This is a genomic window from Providencia heimbachae ATCC 35613, from assembly GCF_001655055.1.
GTDB lineage: Bacteria > Pseudomonadota > Gammaproteobacteria > Enterobacterales > Enterobacteriaceae > Providencia > Providencia heimbachae.
In genome coordinates, this window is record NZ_LXEW01000003.1 from 130,601 (window position 1) to 150,736 (window position 20,136).

Sequence of the window (20,136 nt, forward strand, 5' to 3'; positions counted from 1 at the left end):
ATATATTATTGATATTTATAAATTGGTCGTCTGTTGATTAATTTATTTCATTCAACGTGTATTTAAACGGAACGTGCTGATTTATTTTAAAATGTGAGTGCCTCTGAGTCAGTGTTATTATAAATAGGTTTCGCTAAAGTGGTATACCCGCTAAGAGAGAAAAAGGCACTGTAGAATATACAGTGCCTTTTAATTTAACTAACTAATAAGTTATTTTTTAGTGCTTTTCTTTTCGGCTTTTGCTGGCGGGGTAACTTCAACAATTGCCTCTTCCGAAAATTCGCGGCCATAATAACAATCTAATAATAGCTGCTTAATCTCAGAGATCAGTGGGTAGCGTGGGTTAGCACCAGTACATTGGTCATCAAATGCGTCTTCAGACAGTTTATCTACGTGAGCTAAAAAGTCGGCTTCAGCAACACCCGCTTCACGAATTGATTTAGGGATCCCTAAGTCAGCTTTAATTTCGTCAAGCCAATCCAACAGTTTTTGAATTTTAACACCGGTACGGTCGTCGGGTTTTGTTAATTTCAAGTGTTCGGCAATTTCAGCGTATTGACGACGTGCTTGTGGTCGGTCGTATTGGCTAAATGCCGTTTGTTTAGTTGGATTATCATTGGCATTGAAACGAATAACGTTACAAATTAACAGGGCGTTAGCGAGACCATGTGGAATATGGAACTCAGAGCCAAGTTTATGTGCCATTGAGTGACAGACACCTAAGAATGCGTTAGCAAAGGCGATACCTGCAAGTGTTGCCGCATTATGAACACGTTCTCTTGCGACTGGGTTTTTTGCCCCTTCATGATAACTAGCGGGTAGATATTCTTTCAGTAAGCTTAAGGCCTTAAGTGCTTGTCCGTCAGAAAATTCGTTTGCTAAAACAGAGACGTATGCTTCTAATGCGTGAGTGACAGCATCTAATCCACCGAATGCAGTAAGTGATTTAGGCATATCCATCACTAAGTTAGCATCAACAATAGCCATGTGAGGGGTTAGTGCATAATCGGCGAGTGGGTATTTTTGGCCTGTTTTATCATCAGTAACAACGGCAAATGGAGTTACTTCTGAACCAGTACCTGAAGTTGTTGTGATAGCGACTAATTTCGCTTTCACACCCATTTTAGGGAAGCGGTGAATACGTTTACGGATATCCATAAAGCGTAGTGCCAACTCTTCAAAGTGGGTTTCAGGATGTTCATACATCACCCACATGATTTTCGCCGCATCCATTGGTGAGCCGCCGCCTAAAGCAATAATGACATCAGGCTTAAATGCATTCATTTGCGCAGCACCTTTACGTACGACAGAAAGTGTTGGGTCAGCTTCAACTTCGAAGAATACGTCTGTTTCGATATGATGTTTTTTCAGAACGTTAACGACTTCATCAACATAACCATTGTTAAATAAATAGCTATCAGTGACGATCAGAACGCGTTTTGCGCCGTCTGTCGCAATCTCTTCTAGCGCGATAGGTAAACAACCACGGCGGAAGTAAATTGAGTTAGGAAGTTTATGCCATAACATATTTTCAGCTCTTTTCGCCACAGTTTTGGTATTAATTAGGTGTTTTGGACCTACGTTTTCAGAGATGGAGTTACCCCCCCAAGAACCACAACCAAGCGTTAAAGATGGCGCGAGTTTAAAGTTATACAGATCACCAATACCACCTTGTGATGCAGGTGTGTTGATCAATATACGCGCGGTTTTCATTTTCTGGCCAAAATAGTTAACGCGTTCATGCTGATTATCTTGGTCGGTATATAGACAAGATGTGTGTCCAATGCCCCCCATCTCGACCAGTTGTTCTGCTTTATCAACGGCATCTTCGAAGTTTTTACCGCGATACATAGCCAGCAATGGTGATAATTTTTCATGAGCAAAAGGCTCGGATTCATCAATCGCTTTTACTTCACCAATAAGTATTTTGGTTGTTGTTGGCACGGTAATACCGGCCATTTCAGCAATTTTGAATGCAGTTTGACCAACAATTGCTGCATTTAAATTGCCATTTTTCAGAATGATATCCTGAACGGCTTTAAGTTCTTTGCCTTGCAGCAAGTAACCGCCATGGTTAGAAAAACGTTCACGAACTTGGTTATAAATTTCATCAACGACAACAACGGATTGTTCTGATGCACAGATAACACCGTTATCGAATGTTTTTGACATCAAAATAGAAGCGACTGCACGTTTAATGTCAGCAGTTTCATCGATCACAACAGGTGTATTACCTGCACCAACACCAATAGCCGGTTTTCCTGAACTATAGGCAGCTTTAACCATACCGGGACCACCTGTCGCTAAGATCAGGTTGATATCAGGGTGGTGCATTAATGCGTTAGAGAGCTCAACAGAAGGGGCGTCAATCCAGCCAATAATATCTTTTGGCGCGCCAGCAGCAATGGCGGCATTTAATACAATTTCAGCGGCACGGTTGGTTGCATTTTTAGCACGAGGATGGGGAGAAAAAATAATGGCATTACGCGTTTTTAAGCTAATTAACGATTTAAAAATAGCCGTAGAGGTTGGGTTAGTTGTTGGTACAATACCGCAGATGATACCGATAGGTTCTGCAATGGTGATGGTACCAAATGTTGGGTCTTCAGAGAGAACGCCACAGGTTTTCTCATCTTTATAGGCATTGTAGATATATTCAGAAGCAAAGTGGTTTTTGATCACTTTATCTTCAACAATACCCATACCGGATTCTTCAACCGCGAGTTTGGCTAGAGGTATGCGAGCATCTGCGGCAGCAAGGGCAGCAGCGCGGAAAATTCTATCCACTTTTTCTTGAGAAAAATTGGCGAATTCGCGTTGAGCTTTTTTGACACGAGCAACGAGTTCATTGAGTTCGGTAACGTTAGTTACGGACATATAGATTACTCCTGATAAATGTTAAAATTTTTAAGCCAATGAGCAATGTGTCTATAATAATTGTTGAAATAAGACCACCTAAAAAGAAAAGTATAGATAGTTTTATTAATAAGTCTGCTCGATATCGCCTATTGGCTTAAAAATCTCTCTGTGAATAAACAAAAATAGCATTTCTTGTTATATCTGGCCTATCAGTTAAGAACAGATTAACAAATCAGTAATTTAATAAAGTGATCTAAATCACAAAAAATACAAGCTGACACCTTTCAGCAGGTGGTGTTTTGATGAAGTTACATAGATGATAACGATTGACGAATTAATTTATCATTAGGGAGTTATATCCCCTTTATATTGGCGTATATCGGATATAAATGCTTTATTTTTACAATTTTATCCCATTGGTTATGTAAACCCTTTGATTAGAAAGTGAAGCCATTAATAAATAAAGTAATTGATTTAAAGAAAATCATGCTTTGCTCAAGGAATTTTATAGTATCAATGATAAACTTAAATATAGGTAAAAACTTCTCTAATGAGAATATTTTGAGGGTGTTAATGGGTGAGCGCTGCATTACTGGATTTATCGGGCTATATTAAGTTTTTTATCGGTCTATTTGCGCTAGTAAACCCAGTTGGGATCCTACCTGTGTTTATTAGCATGACTAACTATCAAAGTAGCGCAGGTCGAAATAAAACGAATACGGTAGCAAATACATCCGTTGCTATTATTCTTTGTACATCGTTATTAGTTGGGGACTCAATTCTTCAATTATTCGGTATTTCTATTGATTCATTCCGCATTGCCGGAGGAATATTAATCGTCACCATCGCAATGTCGATGATCAGCGGTAAAATAGGTGAAGATAAACAAAATAAACAAGAAAAAACAGAAACTGCTATACGCGATAGCATTGGCGTTGTTCCGTTAGCACTTCCACTAATGGCAGGGCCGGGGGCGATTAGCTCTTGTATTGTTTGGTCTTCGAGGTGGCATGGCTGGCAAAATTTTATTGGTTTAGCGGTAACCAGTATTTTATTCGCTTTTTGTTGTTGGTTATTGTTTCGTTCCGCATCTTTATTAGTACGTTATTTGGGGCAAACCGGAATCAACGTTGTCACTCGTATTATGGGACTATTATTGATGTCATTAGGCATTGAGTTTATTGTGACCGGAGTGAAATCCCTCTTTCCCGGCTTATTGTAATTTATAAAACTTTTCCTATCAAAGATAGCCGCGGAGTCTCTGGCGGCTACCTTCCTACTCGTTATTCCTAATTTAAGCCAAAGCTCTTTCATGTGATTACTAGGGGCTGTTGATCTTTGCTGCTTATTTTTACAGCATAAAAAAAGCAATAAAAAACCAATTAAACTAAGGTTTATATTGATTATTAACAATAATCACTTCTCCAACTAAAAAAGGATACCGAAAGCTGCCCTTCGGGTTCGATTAAAGAACGTTTCACTCATTTTATTCTACGTTGAGTGGCTCTTTTAGTTCACTAAGCGGCGAACCTCTCGCCTTGCCTAAAAGGTCTTTAATTCGAATAAAAATTGACCTTCAAAGATCAACAGCCCCTAATAAATATTCATTATTTAGATAAAAATAGTTTAAATAAAGAACAGTCAGTTAACTAGGTCATCAGTATCAGTCATTATATGCCGCATTTTTTGCTAAAACAGGCATAAAAAGTATGGAATTGTGAGCTAAGTAAAATTATTCACTATTCTAATTGATGTTTGTTAATGATATGTTTGGATACCGATTTGGGGATAGTCGATATCTAAATAAAGTCATTTTTATAACTTCATGTAAAATAAGTGTTATGCCTTGATTTAACCAATGTTGGTATTTTTTGTGGTAAATTTTTAGTCGAAAATGTTAATTAATTGTTTCTGTAATTGGTCGTTTGTTCGTGAACGCGTTACGTTGGGTAGGGATTTAGTTTTTCAGTCAATGGATGCAACTTCTCCTTATATTGGAGATAGCGAAAGACGTGATATATCGCCAATAATTGAAGAGGGCATAATGATTAATTCGACCAAGGGTTTAAGTTTACTTTCATTATTATTTATAGCGCTATATACAAATGCTTCTGACATCTCTAAAAATATACCACAAGTTATTACCATTAATAACGGCTCAGAAGTTGTCTCACTTGACCCTCATAAAGTTGAGGGAGTACCTGAAAGTAATATTATTTTAAATTTGTTAGAAGGTTTGGTTTATACGGACGTTGATGGTAAAACCGCCCCAGGTGTAGCTAAAAATTGGCGTAATGAAAATTATACCACTTGGATCTTCACTTTACGGGATGATGCGCGTTGGAGTGATGGAACGCCAGTTACGGCTGAAGATTTTGTCTATAGCTGGCGACGATTAGCTGACCCAACTACTGGTTCCCCATATTCGAGTTATTTACAAAATGCGTATATTGAAAATGCGAATCAAATTTTAAAAGGTAAAATGCCCGTTGAATCGTTGGGTGTGAAAGCTTTAGATCCTTTACATCTGCAAGTCACATTAAGTCATCCAGTTCCTTATTTTATTGATATGCTTTCGCATACTTCGATGAAACCAGTTAATAAAAAAGCTATTGAAACATTTGGCGATAAATGGACTCAGCCACAAAATTTCATCGGTAATGGTGCTTATTTATTAGACTCATGGATTGTAAATGAGCGAATTGTGGTTAAGCGTAACCCAATGTATTGGGATAATAAAAATAGCCGAATTGAACAAGCAACATTTTTATCGATTACATCTGAAGTTAGCGATATTAATCGTTATCGCAGCGGAGAGGTCGATATTTCAAATTCTGCGATCCCACCTGCTTTATTTAAAAAAATGCAGGCTGAAAATCCAAAAGAACTCTATGTGCGCCCCTATCTTTGTACTTTTTATTATGAAATTAATAACCAAAAAACCCCGTTTACTGACAAAAGGGTTAGAAAAGCAATTAAATTAGGCTTAGATAGAGAAATTATTACAAATAAAATTATTGCTCAAGGGCAAACTGTAGCTTACGGTTTTACACCTACTTTTATTAATAATGGTCATTTTGATTTGCCTGATTGGGCTAATTGGAAAGATGAAAAACGTCATCAACGGGCAAGGGAATTATTAGCTGAGGCTGGTTTTACACAAGATAATCCGTTGAAGTTTGCACTGTTATACAACACGTCAGATCAAAATAAACAGCAAGCTATTGTTGCTGCCTCTATGTGGCAAAAAAATATTGGCGCCCAAGTTTCATTACAAAATCAAGAATGGAAAACGGTACTGCAAAGCCGTCATGAAGGCAATTATGATGTTGCTCGAGTAACTTGGTGTGCAGATTATAATGAGCCAACATCCTTCTTGAATATGATGCTATCTGAAAATAGTAACAATACCGCATTTTATAAAAACAAATCGTTTGATGCTTTACTAGAAAAAGCATTAATTGCGCCAAACGACCTCGCTCGTAAGCAAATTTATCAACAAGCAGAAAGCGTATTAGATGCTGATTCTGCAATAGTTCCTGTCTATTATCGCGTGAGTGCTCGAATGGTAAAACCTACCGTTGGGGGATTTAAAGGCAATGACCCTCTTGATTACACCGACATTAAGCGGTTATATATAAGTGAAGTTAATAAATAACATTTAAATAATTAAAAAAAATGGTTACCAAAAATAGGGTAAGCAGATACATAAACAACACAATCATAATAATAGTATGGGAGTAGCTGATACGATGAGTAAATTAATGAATAAAACGCTTATTGCATTAAGCGTCACTGCGGGATTAATGGCAGCGGGTATCACAAATAGTTTTGCAGCAACAATACCAGCAGGTGTTGAACTTGCAGAAAAACAACTTCTTGTGCGTAATAATGGCTCGGAGCCCCAATCATTAGATCCGCATAAAATTGAAGGAGTGCCTGAATCGGCACTCTCAAGAGACCTATTAGAAGGTATTACGATTGTTGGGCCCGATGGTGAAATATTACCCGGTTCAGCAACAAGTTGGGAAAATAAAGATTTTACTGAATGGACTTTTAAAATTCGTGAAGGCGCAAAATGGTCAAATGGTGACCCTGTCACTGCTCAGGACTTTGTTTATAGCTGGCAACGCTTAGCAGACCCTGATACAGCCTCTCCTTATGCCAGTTATTTGCAGTATGCGCATATTAAAAATGTTGATGATATTATTTCAGGTAAGAAAAAGCCTGAAGAACTTGGTGTCAAAGCCCTTGATGATCAAACCTTAGTTGTTTCTTTAAGTGAAGCCGTACCGTATATCCCTAAATTATTGGCACATCCCTCCATGTCACCAGTCAATAAAAAAACAATTGAGAAAAATGGGGCTAAGTGGACTCAGCCACAAAACTTTGTTGGTAATGGTGCTTATAAGCTAAAAGATTGGACAGTCAATGAGCGTATTGTTTTAGAACGTAGTCCAACCTATTGGGATAATGCCAATACCGTGATTGATCAAGTTACTTTCCTGCCAATTTCATCGGAAGTCACCGACGTTAACCGTTACCGAAGTGGTGAAATTGATATGACCTACAGCAATTTACCGATAGAGCAATTCAAAAGCTTGAAAGAAAATATGCCGAATGAATTGCGCGTCAGCCCTTATCTTTGCACTTATTACTATGAAATTAATAATGAAAAGCCGCCATTTGATAATCCTAAAGTAAGGGAAGCATTAAAACTTTCTATGGATAGAGATGTGATCACTTATAAAGTGAAAGCACAAGGGGATATTCCGGCTTATGGCTTTACACCTCCATTTACCAATGGGGTAAAAACAGAGAAGCCAGATTGGTACGCCAATATGACTCAAGAACAGCGTAATGAAAAAGCCAAACAATTGCTTGAAGAAGCCGGTTACAATAAAGCAAATCCATTAAAATTCAATTTGTTATACAATACCTCTGACTTACATAAACGTATTGCTATCGCTGCCGCATCTATGTGGAAGAAAAATATTGGCGCTGAGGTAAAACTTGAGAACCAAGAGTGGAAAACATTCTTAGATAGCCGACACCAAGGCACTTATGATGTTTCTCGCGCTGGATGGTGTGCAGATTACAATGAGCCATCTTCTTTCCTAAATATGTTACTTTCTTATAGTAGTAATAATACCGTTCACTATAAAAATACCGATTTTGACGCTGTAATGAAAAAAACATTACAGGTTAAAACCGATGAAGAACGTGCAGATCTTTATAATCAAGCCGAAAAATTACTCGATAAAGATTCTGGAATAGTTCCCCTTTATTACTATGTCAATACACGTTTGGTTAAGCCCTATGTTGGTGGTTATAGCGGTAAAGATCCATTAGATAATTTGCATACAAAAGATCTCTACATTATTAAGCACTAATTATAGCAATCTGGCTCTAATAAAGGAGCCAGATATTAGCCTAATAGGCAACAGAAGTAGGAAAGGGCAATGTTTAAATTTATTTTGCGTCGCTTCCTTGAAGCGATCCCGACTCTTTTTATTCTTATCACCATCTCATTTTTTATGATGCGTCTGGCTCCGGGAAGTCCTTTTACGGGTGAACGTAAACTCTCTCCTGAAGTGATGGCAAATATTGAAGCTAAATATCATCTTAATGACCCAATGTATAAGCAATATTTTAGTTATCTTTTTCAGCTCTCTAAAGGGGATTTTGGCCCGTCGTTTAAATATAAAGATTATAGCGTAAATGAATTAGTCGCTAAAGCCTTCCCAGTATCGGCAAAACTCGGGGCAACCGCATTTATCGTTGCGGTTATTTTTGGTGTATCAGCCGGCGTGATTGCCGCGCTGAATCAAAATACTAAGTGGGATTTTACAGTCATGGGCTTTGCCATGACGGGGGTTGTCATCCCAAGCTTTGTTGTCGCACCGCTATTGGTGCTTATTTTTGCCATACATCTTAAATGGCTGCCCGGAGGTGGTTGGGATGGTGGTAATCTCACCCACATTATTTTACCGATGGTTGCACTTTCGTTGGCGTATATCGCCAGTATTTCGCGTATTACCCGTGGTTCAATGATTGAAATTATGCATTCGAACTTTATCAGAACAGCGAGAGCAAAAGGTTTACCGCTAAGAACGATCATTCTACGCCATGCGCTTAAGCCTGCGTTGCTCCCAGTGCTCTCTTATATGGGACCTGCGTTTGTGGGGATTATTACCGGCTCAATGGTTATTGAAACTATCTTTGGTCTACCGGGTATTGGTCAGTTATTCGTTAATGGTGCCTTAAACCGTGACTACTCGTTAGTGCTCAGTTTAACAATATTAGTGGGTATTTTAACCATTGCCTTTAATGCCATCGTTGATGTGCTTTATGCCGTCATTGATCCAAAAATTCGTTACTAGGTCGGAGAAGCGCTATGTTAGTCAACAAGAAAAATAGTGAAGCTCTGGAGCATTTTTCGGAGCAGCTCGATATTGAAGGGCGCAGTCTTTGGCAGGATGCTCGACGCCGATTTATGCATAATCACGCGGCTATTTTTAGTTTATGTGTCTTATTTTTAATTACGTTATTTGTCATTTTTGCCCCAATGTTATCGCCATTTCTTTATGATGATACCGACTGGGAAATGATGTCTACCGCACCGGATATGGCAACAGGACATTATTTTGGCACAGATGCCTCGGGTCGTGACTTACTGGTTCGTGTTGCTATTGGTGGGCGTATCTCATTGATGGTCGGTGTTGCTGCGGCGCTAGTCGCCGTTATCGTCGGAACATTATACGGCTCGTTGGCGGGATATGCAGGGGGGAAAATTGACTCCCTTATGATGCGGATACTTGAAATCCTTAATTCATTCCCCTTTATGTTCTTCGTTATTTTATTAGTGACCTTGTTTGGTACCAATATTTTACTGATATTTGTCGCCATCGGTATGGTGTCATGGCTGGATATGGCGCGTATTGTTCGAGGGCAGACGCTCAGCCTTAAACGTAAAGAGTTTATTGAGGCAGCATTAGTTAGTGGTGTGAGTACGCGCCATATTATCCTGCGGCATATTGTCCCTAATGTGCTTGGTGTTGTGGTGGTTTATGCTTCGTTATTAGTACCAAGTATGATTTTATTTGAATCATTTTTGAGTTTTCTCGGGCTAGGCACACAAGAACCGTTGAGTAGTTGGGGGGCATTATTGAGTGATGGTGCCAACTCAATGGAAGTGACACCATGGTTATTACTTATTCCCGCAGGGTTCTTAGTCATAACATTATTTTGTTTTAACTTTATCGGCGATGGCTTACGTGATGCCCTCGATCCGAAAGACCGTTAGAGGGGATAGCTATGTCAACAATTACATCAAAAAGCCCTCTGTTATCCGTAAAAGATCTCAATGTGACTTTCTCAACGCAAGATGGCGATGTCACGGCGGTTAATAAACTTAATTTTGAATTAAGTGCAGGGGAAACGCTGGGGATCGTCGGGGAGTCAGGTTCCGGTAAGTCTCAAACCGCTTTTGCGCTAATGGGACTACTGGCAAAAAATGGCCATATTGGTGGTTCAGCCATTTTTAACGGGCGAGAAATTCTTAATTTAAAAGAAAAAGCGCTGAATAAGATGCGAGCAGAAGAAATATCAATGATATTTCAAGACCCAATGACATCTTTAAACCCTTATTTGAAGATAGGGATCCAACTTTCTGAAGTACTTATGCTTCATAAAGGCATGAGTAAACATGAGGCTTTTGAAGAATCCGTTCGCATGTTAGATGCGGTTAAGATGCCGGAAGCTCGCAAACGAATGCATATGTACCCTCATGAGTTCTCAGGTGGAATGCGCCAGCGTGTCATGATAGCAATGGCATTACTTTGCCAACCAAAGCTACTCATTGCTGATGAGCCAACGACAGCGCTTGATGTGACTGTACAAGCTCAAATTATGACATTATTGAATGAGCTAAAACGTGAGTTTGATACAGCGATTATCTTAATTACGCATGATCTTGGGGTTGTTGCGGGTGTCTGTGACAAAGTATTAGTGATGTATGCAGGACGCACGATGGAATACGGTACTGCGCGTGACATTTTTTATGCACCATCACACCCATATTCCTTAGGCTTATTAGCTGCCGTTCCGCGTCTTGATGGTGATGATGATAGTTTAGCCACTATTCCGGGTAATCCACCTAATTTATTGAGATTACCTAAAGGTTGCCCATTTTCCCCGCGCTGCCAGTATGCGGTTGCGCAGTGTGTTGAAACGGAACCCCAATTGTCCGCATTTTCTCAAAGCCGGTTACGAGCCTGCTTCAAGCCGGTGGAGGAGCTAGTATGACAGTCCAAGAAAATAGACCCGTCTTATTAGAAGTGAATGATTTAAAAGTTCATTTTTCAATTAGAGAAAAAACACAGTGGTTTTGGCAGCCAGATAAAAGTTTGAAAGCGGTTGATGGTGTGACATTGCGTCTCTATGAAGGTGAGACGCTAGGTGTTGTCGGTGAGTCGGGTTGTGGTAAATCAACATTTGCTCGTGCCATCATCGGCCTTGTTAAAGCGACAGGGGGAACGGTAAGTTGGTTGGGTAATGACCTTCTTGGCATGAGCGATAAAGAATGGCGCAATGTGCGCAGTGATATTCAGATGATTTTTCAAGATCCTCTGGCGTCGCTTAATCCACGAATGACAATTGGCGACATTATTGCTGAACCATTAAAAACCTATCATCCAAAAATGTCATATGCTCAGGTCACTGAAAAAGTGAAAACTATGATGATGAAAGTCGGTTTATTACCCAATCTGATCAATCGCTACCCTCATGAGTTTTCAGGTGGACAGTGCCAGCGAATTGGTATTGCAAGAGCGCTTATTCTAGAACCAAAACTGGTTATTTGTGATGAGCCAGTATCTGCTCTCGATGTTTCTATTCAAGCACAAGTTGTTAATTTACTGCAAGAACTTCAGCGAGAAATGAAACTGTCGTTAATTTTTATTGCACATGATTTGGCTGTGGTTAAACATATTTCTGACCGTGTTCTTGTGATGTATTTAGGCCATGCAGTTGAATTAGGGACTTATGATGAAGTGTATAACAATCCATTACACCCTTATACTCGAGCCTTAATGTCAGCGGTGCCTGTCCCGGATCCAGATAAAGAGAAAAATAAATCAATTGAATTGCTTGAAGGGGAGTTGCCTTCACCGATTAATCCGCCATCAGGTTGTGTCTTTAGAACACGCTGCCCGTTAGCGGGTGATGAGTGTAGTAAAACGCGGCCGTTGCTTGAAGGGAGCTTTAAGCATGCAGTGTCATGTTTAAAGATTGATCCGCTTTAATCCGTATTCAGATAAAAACGAAAAAGGGCTAAGTTAAATTAGCCCTTTCAAGTTATTTTGACGTCTTGGGAACTATTTTTTCCATAAAATATGGTGGAATGGCTGAGCGGGATCTCGGCTAATCAGAATACGTGCAAAAATATCGTTGATTTCGTCATCAGCGGTTTTCGCTAAGCCAATAATAACCTCACTGCAGTTGTCTAAAACCAGCCCTATAGTATTAATGCTCTGCCAGCTAAGGCTGAGGGGGACTGTTTCTGCGGCACCACATTCTTCAAATTGCAAAGCAAAAATGAGCTGATCAGCGGGTTCTAAATTATCCATTGCGCCTTCGAGAAAATAGTCATAGGCGATTTCGATGATTTCATCTTCGTCGATTAAATTTGTATTTACTGAACCAGTCATGATGCATCCTAAAAATTACAATTATAACAATGGGCTGAAGAAATAGCACAGGCGCTCAACCACACGATTCCAAAACGGTCGTTGTTCCCATTCCTCAATCTCTAAACGGGTAGAACGTGCGATGTAATCATACTGTACCAGTGTTAAATCGCTACCAAAACTTTTGTCATCAATCACAACTGTGATTTCAAAGTTTAACCACAGACTACGCATATCTAAGTTTACGGAGCCAACTAAACTTAATTCACCATCGACAAGCACGCTTTTAGTGTGTAACAAACCATCTTCAAATTGGTAAATTTTCACACCAGCTTCAAGTAATTCAGTGTAAAATGAACGACTTGCCCAACGAACAAGAAATGAATCATTTTGGCGTGGCATGATAATATTGACATCAACACCGCGCATTGCCGCTGTGCATATAGCATGTAATAAATCGTCACTTGGCACGAAATACGGTGTTGTCATGATTAACTGCTTACGAGCAGAAAACATGGCGGTCATTAAAGATTGTTGAATAAGCTCATCAGGGAAGCCGGGTCCAGAAGCAATGACTTGGGTTGTATGACCGTTATCACGCTCAAATGGCATAATATTGGCATCAGGTGGCGGTGGCAAGACTCGCTGGCCGGTTTCCATTTCCCAGTCAAAAGCGTAAACAATGCCAAGTGTCGTACTCACAGGGCCTTCCATTCGGACAAGAATATCAATCCACTCCCCAACACCGGAATCTTGCTTAAAATAGCGAGGGTCAACCATATTCATACTTCCGGTGTATGAAATGTAGTTATCAATAATTACTATTTTACGATGCTGGCGTAAGTCCATACGACGCAAGAAAAAACGCATTAAATTGACTTTGAGTGACTCAACAAATTCAATGCCAGCTGCCCGCATTTTTGCTGGGTAATCACTACGAAAAAAGTGCCAGCTTCCCGCAGAGTCAACCATTATACGGCATTTCACACCCCGTTTAGCGGCATTAAGTAGGGCATCTGTAACGCCATCAACTAAACCACCTGGCTGCCAAATATAAAACACCATTTCAATAGAATGTTGTGCGTTATTAATATCATTAACAATTGCTTTAAGTGAATCCTCGCAAGTTGTTAGCAGTTGAATTCGATTACCTTTAACGCCCGCTATACCTTGACGTTTTTCACATAACTGAAATAACGGCTCGGCAACAGGGCTATTCTCTGAGGTGAAAATATGTTTTGAATGGCGTAAATTTTCTAACCATGTTGCGACAGAAGGCCACATATGATGGGCTTTATCAACACGGCGTTTACCTAAGTGCAATTCACCAAAGGCGACATACGCAATAATCCCCACCAAAGGAAGAATATAAATAATTAATAACCATGTCATGGCAGAAGTGACAGGCCTTCTTTTGACTAGAATACGAACGGTAATTGCAGCAATAACCAGCCAATAAAGAAAAAACAGTAGCCAGCTAACTAAGGTATAGACTGTAGCCATAATTAATTTTATGCCTCACTCTTCGAACCATAACGTTGTTGACTGTACTTATGTGCGCTAATTACATGCATGTATATGCGCTTAGAAACACATTTGCTTGTCGCCTAGTTACAATTCGAGTTATTTAGGGGTTATATCCGTTATACTTCGAACCGCAGTGTGTAAGTCACAAATGTAATACCGCGATTTAAACTATTTAGGGTAATAAAGTCATTACTAAGACTAAACTTAATAGAATTTAACAAAAATTTTCAGTAAAAGCTCAGTTAAATGCATAAATTTATAATGAAATTATAATTTCGCGGGTTTACCTTTGGCCATTGAAGCGAATTTAGCTTACCTTTTTTAAGGGAAAGTTCTTCTTGGTTCTAACAACCAAAGGCATATAATATTTTTTTCAATTTGATTACTCACCTGAAAAGGATAAAAAAATGAGACGCAGTAGGCAAGAAGTTGCCCGTTGGAGGATGTTAAGACAGGCACTTCGTCGTCGCAGACGCTGGCTGGAAGGGCATTCTAGACGCAATATGCACATTTACTCAATGCGGAAAATAGACATCTATAAGCGCCGCCATTCGCTGCTATTTTCTCAATGGTGTGAATAGGGTTATTGAGGGGCATTCTCACAATTTTCACTTTGATCGATAAACCTTATTGAATATGATTGCTATTTGCATTTAAACTAGTGGTTATATTCATTAGGTTGACAGGTGTAGGGTAGAAATTGCATATGCGTTGGATTCGTTGGGTTCTCATTATTGTCATCTCGTTATCTATTCATGCTGGGCTTGCCATGGCATGGATTTTTAATCAGCCAAATTTGGTTCGAAATCCTGAGCCCATGACTATTGCCATGATAGCTTTTGAAGAAGAAGCGCCTGCGGCACAGCCGGTTGAGCAGGTAGAAACACCAGTCGAACCAGAACCTGAGCCAATCGTAGAACCGGAACCTATCGTCGAGCCTGTTATTGCACTACCTGAAAAAAAACCAGAAGTGAAGAAAAAGCCTAAGCCAAAACCGAAGAAAGAAGAGAAAAAAATAAAAGAAGAGGCGAAACCAGCTGACAAGCAACTGGCCATGAATGATTCAAAATCAGATTCAAATTCGCAATCGAAAGCTGAAAAATCGAATGTGATTGCAAAGAACAATGGTCCGGTTAATAACCAATCTACTAGTAAAAGAGGGCCGAAAGCACTTAGCAAACAAGCACCACCATACCCTGACCGTGCTCGTCGACTCGGTAAAGAAGGTTATGTTAAAGTTCGTTATGATATAGATGATGATGGGCGAGTTTCAAATATTGAGTTTGTTGAGGCCTCACCAAAAGGGTTATTTGAGCGAGACGTAAAACGCACAATGAATCGTTGGAAATTTGAAAAACAACCGGCAAAAGGTTACGTGACAGAAATTTACTTCAAGCTTGATGGTTCTGTTAGCCAAGTATAAACTTTTAGCGTCACCATAGAATTAAAAAAGCCGCTGATGAAATAAGGTTCATTTCGTCAGCGGCTTTTGTCTTTGGTTTACCCGTAAAGCTAAATTAACTCATGTCGCCTTCAATCTGAACTTTCTAACTGAAAGTGTTGTTTTTCTTTAGGCAATTCACGTGGTGTACTATCGTCATTGACGGCAACATAGGTAAAAACAGCATCTGTCGCTCGATAGCGTTGGCCAACGGGTTCAGTCGCAACTTTTTTCACCCATACTTCAATATTGATGGTGATGGAGCTTTTTCCTGTTTTTAAACAACGCGCATAGCAGCACACAACATCGCCGACAGCGACTGGTTTTTGAAATTTGATGCCGTTGACTGCCACGGTGACTACGCGGCCAAGTGCAATTTCTTTTGCTAAAATAGCACCGCCAATATCCATTTGAGACATGAGCCAGCCACCAAAAATATCACCATTGGCGTTAGTATCGGCAGGCATTGCTAGTGTACGTAAAACAAGTTCCCCGTTTGGTAATTGCATATTTAACTCTTAGTTAAAATAATAATTTATACTCTTCATTCTTCAATTTACTTGGATGGCGCTTTCACTCTGCGCTTACAAGCAAATTGAATTATTTGGCGTATAGATAATGATTGAGCGTTTATAGCAAATAATCCAAGTAAAAGTAAACTACAACAGGCTACTTTGGTATGCTTTACTTGCTAAAATGGTATTATTTATTCAACGTTGTAGTTATTGAATACAATAAATGATTTTAAATTCATCAATTAACTAAATTAATGCAAAGATTAAACAAGAAGTGTCTTTTGCGTTTAGTCAGTTGATTAGATTGTCTATAATAAAATCATAGTGATATCTTTAAAGGTAATATAAGGGAGTTAACATGAGATTAATATTGGCATTATTACTGCCTTGGCTGCAGTTTTTCACAATTGGGCGACCTTTTGCTGGCATTATCTGCTTAATTCTACAACTTACGCTGATTGGCTGGATCCCTGCTGCAATTTGGTCAGTTTATGCATTATCTCAATATAACACCGATAAAAAGATCAATAAGGCATTTGGAAGAGATTGATTTTTTTAATCATAAATAAAAAAACCTGCCGATGAAAATGAAGCAGGTTTTTTTTATTTAGGCAAATTACATAAATATACAACGTTATTCTTTATGTTCTTTAGCGGGCTCTTTAGTCATGTTTTTAAAAATATAGACAACACTCAGGACGGTAAATATTAAAGTACCCACGGTGAGGCCAAAGACTTTGAAATTAACCCAAACCTCTTGCGCCATCCAAAAGGCCACATAAATATTAACCGCTGCACAAACAATAAAAAAGATAGCCCAAGCGCTGTTGAGTTTTGCCCAATAACTGTCGGCTAATTTAATTTCTTGATTGCTACCGAGCATTCTTTGGATTAACGGTTTCTCGGTAAACCACTGGCTGATCAGTAATGCAATAGCGAAAAGCCCATAAATAATAGTGACTTTCCATTTAATAAACACATCACTGTGGAAAATAAGTGTTAATGCCGAGAACGCCATAACAATAATGCAGGTAATTTTGGCAACTTTCTCTACTTTTTTATAAATGAGGTAAGTTGCGAGTAATGCCAGTGGTGTTGCGATCATTAAGGCACCACTCGCATAGAAAATGTCGTATCGTTTATATACGATAAAAAAGATGATCAAAGGAATAAAATCAATAAGCTGTTTCATAGCAGTGGATACAGAGCCTCAACATGAAAATAATGGGGTAGTTTAACGTATTTCTACTTTATTTGTTAAAAGTTTGCATCTTTTTACCAATAAACACGGCTTGTTACCAATCATATTTGCACTATTTTACTATTATTTGACTTAGTTCTAGATAAACTTGAGTAGTTCATATATATATAGTACATAATTTTATTTAACTTATTAATTTATAGAGATTTTTCATAATATGATAAAGGCTAGGCTATTTGTCTGGATGCCAGGTTTAGAAACGCTGTTCAAATATCAACTTTCAGATTTAGGCCCTGATGTGAAGGCCGGGCTATCTGTTGCAGCGGTTGCTTTGCCTGTTGCAATAGCTTATGCCGAATTGATGGGCGTCAATGCCATTGTTGGCCTCTATGCCTGTATCTTACCCATGTTTGTTTATGCCTTATTCGGAACATCGAAGCAACTTATCATTGGCCCCGATGCTGCTACTTGTGCGGTAATCGCAGCAGCCGTTAGTCCCTTAGCCATGGGAGACGATAATACGCGATGGCAGTTAGTTATTGTCATGAGCTTAATGACAGGGGTCTGGTGCCTTATTGCCGCAAGATTCCGTTTGGGTACCTTTGCTGATTTTTTATCTCGCCCCATATTACAAGGTTTATTAAACGGGGTTGCCTTAACTATTGTTGTTAGCCAAATAGGAAAAATTTTTGGTATTACGACACTGCCTTCTGGCTTTATTGAACGCCTAATTGCTTTTCCCACGGCATTAATTGAAACACATATTCCCACTTTATTGGTCGCTGTAGCGACATTAGCGGTGACAGTCTTTATCCGAAAAGTACGCAGCAAATGGCCATCGTTATTGATTGCAATGGTATTGGCGACGACAGCAAGCGTATTATTTGATCTCGAAAAATATGGTATTAGCATTGTTGGAAATCTTGGTGATGGGCTTCCTTCAATTCCAATGCCTGATTTTCCACCAGGTCTAATTCGTGATCTTGTTATCCCATCCTTAAACCTTGCAGTAATAAGCTTTGTGAGTTTTATGATGACTGCGCGTAGTTTCGCCAGTAAAAATGGTTATACCGTTGATGCAGATCAGGAGCTTCGTGCTTTAGGATTGGCTAATATCGCTTCCGCGTTATCTCAAGGCTTCGCCGTTAGCGCTGCCAGTAGCCGTACTGCGGTTAATGATATGATGGGAGGTAAAACACAATTAGTCTCAATTGTCGCTGCACTGACTATTTTAGCCGTGTTGTTATTTTCGATGGATTTACTGGGTTATATTCCAATGCCAGCCCTTGGCATGGTATTGGTTATTTCGACTTTCTCACTGATGAGCTTCCGCAGTATTTTTTCAATGCGTAAACGTAATCGTGGTGCTTTTTTCTTATGTATTTTTACATTATGTGCAGTCTTAGTCGTCGGTCTTATTAGTGGGGTTGGGCTGGCCGTTTTATTGGGATTATTGCAGTTTATTCGAGTGATATTTCGCCCTACCGATCAGCTGTTGGGCGTTGATGAACAGGGCATGTTACACTCGATAACGAAGGATAATGAAATTAAACCGATTGAAGGCGTCTTAATTTATCGTTTTAATTCACCGTTAACGTATTTTAACGTTAACTACTTTAAAGAGCGTTTGAATAAACATTTGGATAATCAGTTAAAAAGACCTGCTTGGGTGATCGTAGATGCTGCCGTGAGCTTTACTCATAATGATGTGAGTGTCTTTTCCGCACTGAATGATATTGTGACGGCTTTAAAAGCGAAAGGGGTTACTTTGGTACTTGCTGGGCGTCGTACATCAATAAAACGCTGGTTAGAGAAAAATAAGATTAATCGTTCTGATGATGACTTATTAGTTGTTCCTGATATTTATTTTGCTATTCGACTGATACAAAGTAAGCAGCAAATACAAATTAAAAATGTCGAAGATAGAAGAGCAGAAGAGGAGTTAAAAGATAAAGAGTTGGCAGGAACTGACAAGATAGACAAATTTTTATTATCAGACTCAGATTGAATTGGATATATCAAAAACCTGAATACAGATAATTCTTAAGTAATAGTACAGTATTGTAATAATCAAGATAATAAGGGCGCATAATACGCCCTTATTTGTGAAAACAAGGGTGATTTTTAAATTAGTTTTTACCAATTAACATGTACAAGCGATAAAAGTAAATCAACGCAAAAGCAGCAATAAAGTTATTAATTAAAAATGATATCCCATTTGCCATAATGTGGTTTAACTGAATACTACTCAGTAAAACGCTGACAAGCATTTGTGATGCCATCCAGATTAATACCATTGGTAATGCAATGCGCCAATTGGCATAAGCCATTTTCCAGCTTTTACCCATCGCACTGAAAGGATTGGTGCTTTCGCTAATTAAAATAGCCGGCGCTAAAGAGAAGCCGATAGCGAGAATAATACCGGGAATAACTATGATGGTGATGCCGAGTTGGATAAGCAACGAACAAACCACTAGTAAAAGGAACATGGAAGGGGCTTTTGCTAATGAAGATGTTATTGCTTGAACACCGGTCATTTCATCATCACGAGACATTCCAGCAATATAAGAGAGAACACCACAAATTAGGACTAAGCTACCGAGCGTTACGGACAGTATCAAACCAAAAGAAACACGCAGGATGCTACTTTTATCCTGCTCGGAAAGGCCAGTAACCCAGTCTTGTAGACCGGAATTCCCCGCTTCTATCAGCTTGCTTTGTGCTTCAACAAGAACACCAATCATTTGCTCACTCGGGATCATCAATGAATAAATAATCAGGCTAACTGCGGTTGCTAACAGCACAATTGTGGATAGGCCACTCAGCTGATTTTTAAAAAAGTTAATGCTGTCACCGATGAGTGAATTGGCCGAAATGGACATTTAACTGCTCCTATCTACAAAT

Annotated in this window: 17 protein-coding genes; 11 read left to right on the forward strand and 6 right to left on the reverse strand. The window is 39.2% G+C overall.

What is annotated here, in order from left to right:
- Positions 1-210: 210 nt before the first annotated feature.
- Positions 211-2,877: a bifunctional acetaldehyde-CoA/alcohol dehydrogenase gene (gene adhE / locus M998_RS00695; RefSeq protein WP_068444192.1), complete on the reverse strand. Its 2,667-nt coding sequence runs from the start codon at positions 2,875-2,877 to the stop codon at positions 211-213.
- A gap of 559 nt (positions 2,878-3,436) precedes the next feature.
- Between adhE and M998_RS00700 the strand changes: the two genes are divergently transcribed.
- The 7 genes from M998_RS00700 (at position 3,437) to oppF (ending at position 12,164) form a co-directional block, all read left to right on the forward strand.
- A complete protein-coding gene (locus M998_RS00700; protein ID WP_068444189.1) occupies positions 3,437-4,081 on the forward strand; it encodes a YchE family NAAT transporter in 645 nt (214 codons plus the stop codon).
- Between the two features lie 822 nt (positions 4,082-4,903).
- Positions 4,904-6,517, forward strand: coding sequence for an ABC transporter substrate-binding protein (locus M998_RS00705; protein ID WP_068446494.1), 1,614 nt, complete (start codon positions 4,904-4,906; stop codon positions 6,515-6,517).
- Positions 6,518-6,611: 94 nt separating this feature from the next.
- Positions 6,612-8,252, forward strand: coding sequence for an oligopeptide ABC transporter substrate-binding protein OppA (gene oppA, locus M998_RS00710; RefSeq protein ID WP_068444186.1), 1,641 nt, complete (start codon positions 6,612-6,614; stop codon positions 8,250-8,252).
- A gap of 69 nt (positions 8,253-8,321) precedes the next feature.
- Positions 8,322-9,242, forward strand: coding sequence for an oligopeptide ABC transporter permease OppB (gene oppB, locus M998_RS00715; protein WP_068444182.1), 921 nt, complete (start codon positions 8,322-8,324; stop codon positions 9,240-9,242).
- A gap of 14 nt (positions 9,243-9,256) precedes the next feature.
- On the forward strand, positions 9,257-10,165 hold the full coding sequence (oppC, locus tag M998_RS00720; RefSeq protein WP_068444178.1) for an oligopeptide ABC transporter permease OppC: 909 nt from the start codon (positions 9,257-9,259) through the stop codon (positions 10,163-10,165).
- 11 nt (positions 10,166-10,176) lie between these two features.
- A complete protein-coding gene (locus M998_RS00725; protein WP_068444175.1) occupies positions 10,177-11,166 on the forward strand; it encodes an ABC transporter ATP-binding protein in 990 nt (329 codons plus the stop codon).
- Positions 11,163-12,164, forward strand: coding sequence for a murein tripeptide/oligopeptide ABC transporter ATP binding protein OppF (oppF, locus tag M998_RS00730; protein ID WP_068444173.1), 1,002 nt, complete (start codon positions 11,163-11,165; stop codon positions 12,162-12,164). Before M998_RS00725 ends, oppF begins: the two co-directional genes overlap by 4 nt.
- A gap of 72 nt (positions 12,165-12,236) precedes the next feature.
- On the opposite strand, the gene M998_RS00735 is transcribed toward oppF, so the two are convergent.
- Complete coding sequence (locus M998_RS00735; protein ID WP_068444171.1) at positions 12,237-12,569, reverse strand: HI1450 family dsDNA-mimic protein; 333 nt, start codon at positions 12,567-12,569, stop codon at positions 12,237-12,239.
- Positions 12,570-12,590: 21 nt separating this feature from the next.
- Positions 12,591-14,051, reverse strand: a complete 1,461-nt coding sequence (cls, locus tag M998_RS00740; protein ID WP_068444169.1) for a cardiolipin synthase — start codon at positions 14,049-14,051, stop codon at positions 12,591-12,593.
- A 431-nt stretch (positions 14,052-14,482) separates the two neighbouring features.
- Here cls and M998_RS19490 point away from each other — a divergent pair, with 431 nt between their 5' ends.
- Both M998_RS19490 and M998_RS00745 read left to right on the forward strand, forming a co-directional pair.
- Positions 14,483-14,656 (forward strand): YciY family protein, encoded by a 174-nt coding sequence (locus M998_RS19490; protein ID WP_137021576.1) that lies wholly within the window; start codon positions 14,483-14,485, stop codon positions 14,654-14,656.
- Positions 14,657-14,781: 125 nt separating this feature from the next.
- Positions 14,782-15,498: a TonB family protein gene (locus M998_RS00745; protein ID WP_068444166.1), complete on the forward strand. Its 717-nt coding sequence runs from the start codon at positions 14,782-14,784 to the stop codon at positions 15,496-15,498.
- Between the two features lie 110 nt (positions 15,499-15,608).
- On the opposite strand, the gene yciA is transcribed toward M998_RS00745, so the two are convergent.
- Complete coding sequence (gene yciA / locus M998_RS00750) at positions 15,609-16,025, reverse strand: acyl-CoA thioester hydrolase YciA (protein WP_068444164.1); 417 nt, start codon at positions 16,023-16,025, stop codon at positions 15,609-15,611.
- Between the two features lie 364 nt (positions 16,026-16,389).
- Here yciA and M998_RS00755 point away from each other — a divergent pair, with 364 nt between their 5' ends.
- Positions 16,390-16,581, forward strand: a complete 192-nt coding sequence (locus M998_RS00755; protein WP_068444161.1) for a YqaE/Pmp3 family membrane protein — start codon at positions 16,390-16,392, stop codon at positions 16,579-16,581.
- A gap of 84 nt (positions 16,582-16,665) precedes the next feature.
- On the opposite strand, the gene M998_RS00760 is transcribed toward M998_RS00755, so the two are convergent.
- A complete protein-coding gene (locus M998_RS00760; RefSeq protein ID WP_068444158.1) occupies positions 16,666-17,223 on the reverse strand; it encodes a septation protein A in 558 nt (185 codons plus the stop codon).
- 226 nt (positions 17,224-17,449) lie between these two features.
- Between M998_RS00760 and M998_RS00765 the strand changes: the two genes are divergently transcribed.
- Positions 17,450-19,240, forward strand: coding sequence for a SulP family inorganic anion transporter (locus M998_RS00765; RefSeq protein WP_068907120.1), 1,791 nt, complete (start codon positions 17,450-17,452; stop codon positions 19,238-19,240).
- A gap of 121 nt (positions 19,241-19,361) precedes the next feature.
- Here the strand turns inward: M998_RS00765 and M998_RS00770 are convergent, their stop codons facing one another.
- Positions 19,362-20,114 carry a YciC family protein gene (locus tag M998_RS00770; RefSeq protein WP_068907121.1) on the reverse strand — a complete coding sequence of 251 codons (753 nt, stop codon included), beginning with the start codon at positions 20,112-20,114 and terminating at the stop codon, positions 19,362-19,364.
- Positions 20,115-20,136: the final 22 nt, after the last annotated feature.